The sequence below is a fragment of the Cyanobacteria bacterium GSL.Bin1 genome, assembly GCA_009909085.1.
GTDB lineage: Bacteria > Cyanobacteriota > Cyanobacteriia > Cyanobacteriales > Rubidibacteraceae > Halothece.
The window spans coordinates 1-3569 of sequence record JAAANX010000019.1 but is presented as its reverse complement, the minus strand read 5'-3'; the positions used below and the strand labels follow the sequence as shown (position 1 = coordinate 3569).

Annotated in this window: 3 protein-coding genes; 1 reads left to right on the top strand and 2 read right to left on the bottom strand. The window is 45.4% G+C overall.

Annotation, left to right across the window (positions count from 1 at the left end):
* The coding region (locus GVY04_00785) for a CHAT domain-containing protein (GenBank protein NBD14711.1) at positions 1–931 on the top strand (931 nt) is incomplete at its 5' end.
* A 928-nt stretch (positions 932–1859) separates the two neighbouring features.
* Here GVY04_00785 and GVY04_00780 read toward each other — a convergent pair.
* Positions 1860–2183, bottom strand: a complete 324-nt coding sequence (locus GVY04_00780; protein ID NBD14710.1) for a hypothetical protein — start codon at positions 2181–2183, stop codon at positions 1860–1862.
* A gap of 92 nt (positions 2184–2275) precedes the next feature.
* A partial coding sequence (gene mnmG / locus GVY04_00775; protein NBD14709.1) for a tRNA uridine-5-carboxymethylaminomethyl(34) synthesis enzyme MnmG occupies positions 2276–3569 on the bottom strand: 1294 nt, incomplete at its 5' end.

Below are 3569 nucleotides of genomic sequence, written 5' to 3'. Positions count from 1 at the left end.
GCCCCGGCAACCCCTGCGCCACTACACAACCCCGATTGAGGAGCGCCAACAAGTCGAAAGGATTCTGGGACGGCTGGGTCAACTCCTAACCCAGAGAAACGCCGAGATTTTACCCCTTGCCCAAGAGGTATACGACTGGTTGCTCCGTCCCGCCGAGCAAGACTTGGCTAGAAGCCAGGTCAAAAATTTGGTGTTTGTGTTAGACAGTCCCTTGCGGAATGTGCCTATGGCTGTCCTTCACGATGGCCAACAGTATCTAGTAGAGAAGTACGGTATTGCTATTACCCCAGGGTTGCAGCTGCTAGACCCCCGACCCTTGCAACGGGAGGATGCCAGGGCCCTAACTGCCGGACTCACCGAGCCCCGCGGGGGCTTTCCGCCACTGAGATACGTCGCTTCCGAACTGGCTCAAGTGCAGTCGGAGATCCCCAGTGTGGAACTTCTCAATCGAGAATTTACCAGCACGGCCTTCCAAGACCAAATTAACGCGCTTCCTTTTCCTGTCGTCCACCTGGCGACTCACGGTCAGTTCAGTTCTCAAGCCTCCGAGACGTTTCTTCTCACCTGGGATGACCGGCTTGATGTCAACCAACTCAATGACTTGCTCCAGTCGAGAGAGCCAAGTAGGACTGGTCCGATCGAGTTACTCGTCCTCAGTGCCTGCGAAACTTTGACCGGGGATAAAAGAGCCGCTTTGGGGTTGGCTGGAGTTGCCGTGCGGGCTGGTGCGCGCAGTACCCTTGCCACTCTCTGGAGTGTGAATGATGAAGCGACTGCTTTCCTAATGGGTCAGTTCTATGAAGCTCTGAAAGATCCCACAGTGACTAAAGCAGAAGCACTTCGTTTGGCCCAACTGGCTCTTTTGAAGAATTCTCGGTTTGAGCGTCCCTATTTCTGGGCACCCTACGTTCTTGTGGGTAATTGGCTGTAGCAATTGGCACTCATGAGCCAAGAAAAAAACCGGACTGGCGCAGCTCCTACGCTTGCGTCGTTGTCGCTTTCGGCATAAAATTGCTGTTGCAGCGAGGTAGAGAAATTTTTCTTTTTTCCTAAAATCAAATGTTGCGAATTTTACCAGTTCTGCTCGATCGCGTTCTTATATGAAATCCACTCATGGCTGCTACAAATCATTCCTCCAATCCCCTTTACTAAGAGGATCTTTGTGTAGCACACTTTTTTGAATTTCATATTACTTTTTAATCGTAGCGAACTGAAATGTGCGATTCGTTTCACCAAAAGTGTGCAAGAGCCATTAAGCTTAACGGGACTTAGACAAAACTGCCGGCGCGATCGCGTTCAAAAGCAATTCAATAGAGGCTTTCACCTCGATTTAACCTCTTTCCCATTAAGACAGGAGTTTCAGCGATTTTTGCCCTTTCGACCTTAATCTCCTGATTGGACTGGATTGTCGGCTATTACAGAGGAGAAATTTTCCAAAGTCCCGTTAAAAGAAGGATTATTTAACGATCGCGAAACAGAGAAAACCTTTAATTAAGAAGCGTCGCCAAGCTATTAAAAAACGGCTCTCTTGTTACCTCGGTGATAAGAAAAACTTATCAATTAACTATTACTTATTATTAAATGGAGGACATTGCGAGATTAAATTTGGAAATCTTTACCAACTAATTGGTTCAAGCAATGTTCTCCATTTCTCTGGAAAAGGATTGAGTGCTCTTCCCACTCTTCTTCAAATTCCTTGACCCAGACTTGATGCTCAGTTACTTCTAAGTTGAGTTCTGGAATGTCGAATACTTGCCTTTTGATCACTTTTACTATGTCTTCACTTCCGAATTGGCATCCACATTCAAAGCAACACTCCGTTTCATGGGTAACGATCTGGTCTGGCGCACAGACCGATTCTAAGGTGTATCCTTGATGACCTTTTTGCCCTCCTGGTTTCTTTCCCGTTGCGCGATCGCGAGCTTTTTTGGTCTTCCAGTTTTGGGATATTCTTCTAAAAGCTGATCCAATCCTCCATTTTTAGATTGCCCAAGCCATTCGTGAATCGTTGATTCACCACGTCCCATCAGCACAGCTAGGTATCTAACCGTCTCCACTGCTTGAATCTTCAACAAATAAAGAGCCTGAATTTTGGCATAATTCAAGGCGGTTTTCTGTTTCTTGAGTAAGGATTTGAGTTCTTCGGCTGATTCGGTAATTTCAATTTTTGGCCTACCTGACATCTGACAAATGGAGAAAAGATAGATTTAAGGTAGCAATGTCCTCCATTTAATGATAAAAAATAGTTCATTGATAAATTTTCCTTATCACCGAGCTAACAAGAGAGCCACTTAGTGCGATTTTGTAACTCTAAATAGACCAATAAGGCATTGATATCTGCGGGATTCACTCCTCCCACACGGGAGGCTTGACCAATGGTTAATGGTTTGACTTTTGTTAGTTTTTCCCTTGCTTCCATAGATAATGTGTCAATATTCATATAATCTAAGTCAGCCGGTAAGGGACGATTGGTTTGTTTGGTTACTTGATCAATTTGATTTTGTTGCCGTTGAATGTATCCTGAGTATTTAATATCAATCTCTGCCCCTTCTTTTTCGACCCGATGGAGTTGGGAATTGCCTAAGCCATATTGTTCAAGATTGGCATAATGAAAACCGGGACGACGCAATAATTCCGCTAGGGTTGCCGAACTTTTAATTTTTTGCCCAGTATCGGTCGCAATTTTCTGTCCAATTTCTTCGTGTCCTTTCACACGGGTGCTATGGAGACGTTCTTTTTCTGCAGTAATATTGGCTTGTTTTTGTTGATAGAGTTCCCAACGGCGATCGTCAATCAGACCAATCTCTCTTCCTAAAGGCGTTAACCGTTGATCGGCATTATCTGACCGTAAGATGAGACGATATTCTGAGCGACTGGTCAGCATCCGATAAGGTTCTCTTAAATCTTTCGTACACAAATCATCAATTAACGTTCCCAAATAGCTTCCTTCGCGAGGGAAGACCACCATTTCTTCGCCACGGACAAAGCGCACGGCATTAATTCCCGCAACAATCCCTTGCGCTGCTGCTTCTTCATACCCAGTTGTGCCGTTAATCTGTCCGGCACAAAATAACCCTTCTATTTTCTTAGTCATTAAGGTGGGATAACATTGCGTTGCCGGTAAATAGTCATATTCCACGGCATAAGCGGGACGCAACATTTTACAGTTTTCTAAACCGGGCAGGGTGTGTAACATCGCCAGTTGTAAATTTTCGGGTAAGCCCGTAGAAAACCCTTGAATATATAACTCAGGAATATCTCGTCCTTCTGGTTCGATGAAGATTTGATGGCTTTCTTTATCGGCAAAGCGTACAATTTTATCTTCAATACTGGGGCAATAACGAGGTCCTTTCGCATCCACCCAGCCACCATAAACCGGAGAGAGATGCAAGTTATCCCGAATCATTTGATGGGTTTCGGCTGTCGTACGGGTGAGATAGCAGCACATTTGTTCCCGTTCTACCCAAGCCTCGGGGTCAAAACTAAACCAACGGACATCTTCATCCCCTGGCTGTTCTTCCAATTGGCTGTAATCAACAGAACGCTTATCCACTCGCGCTGGGGTTCCC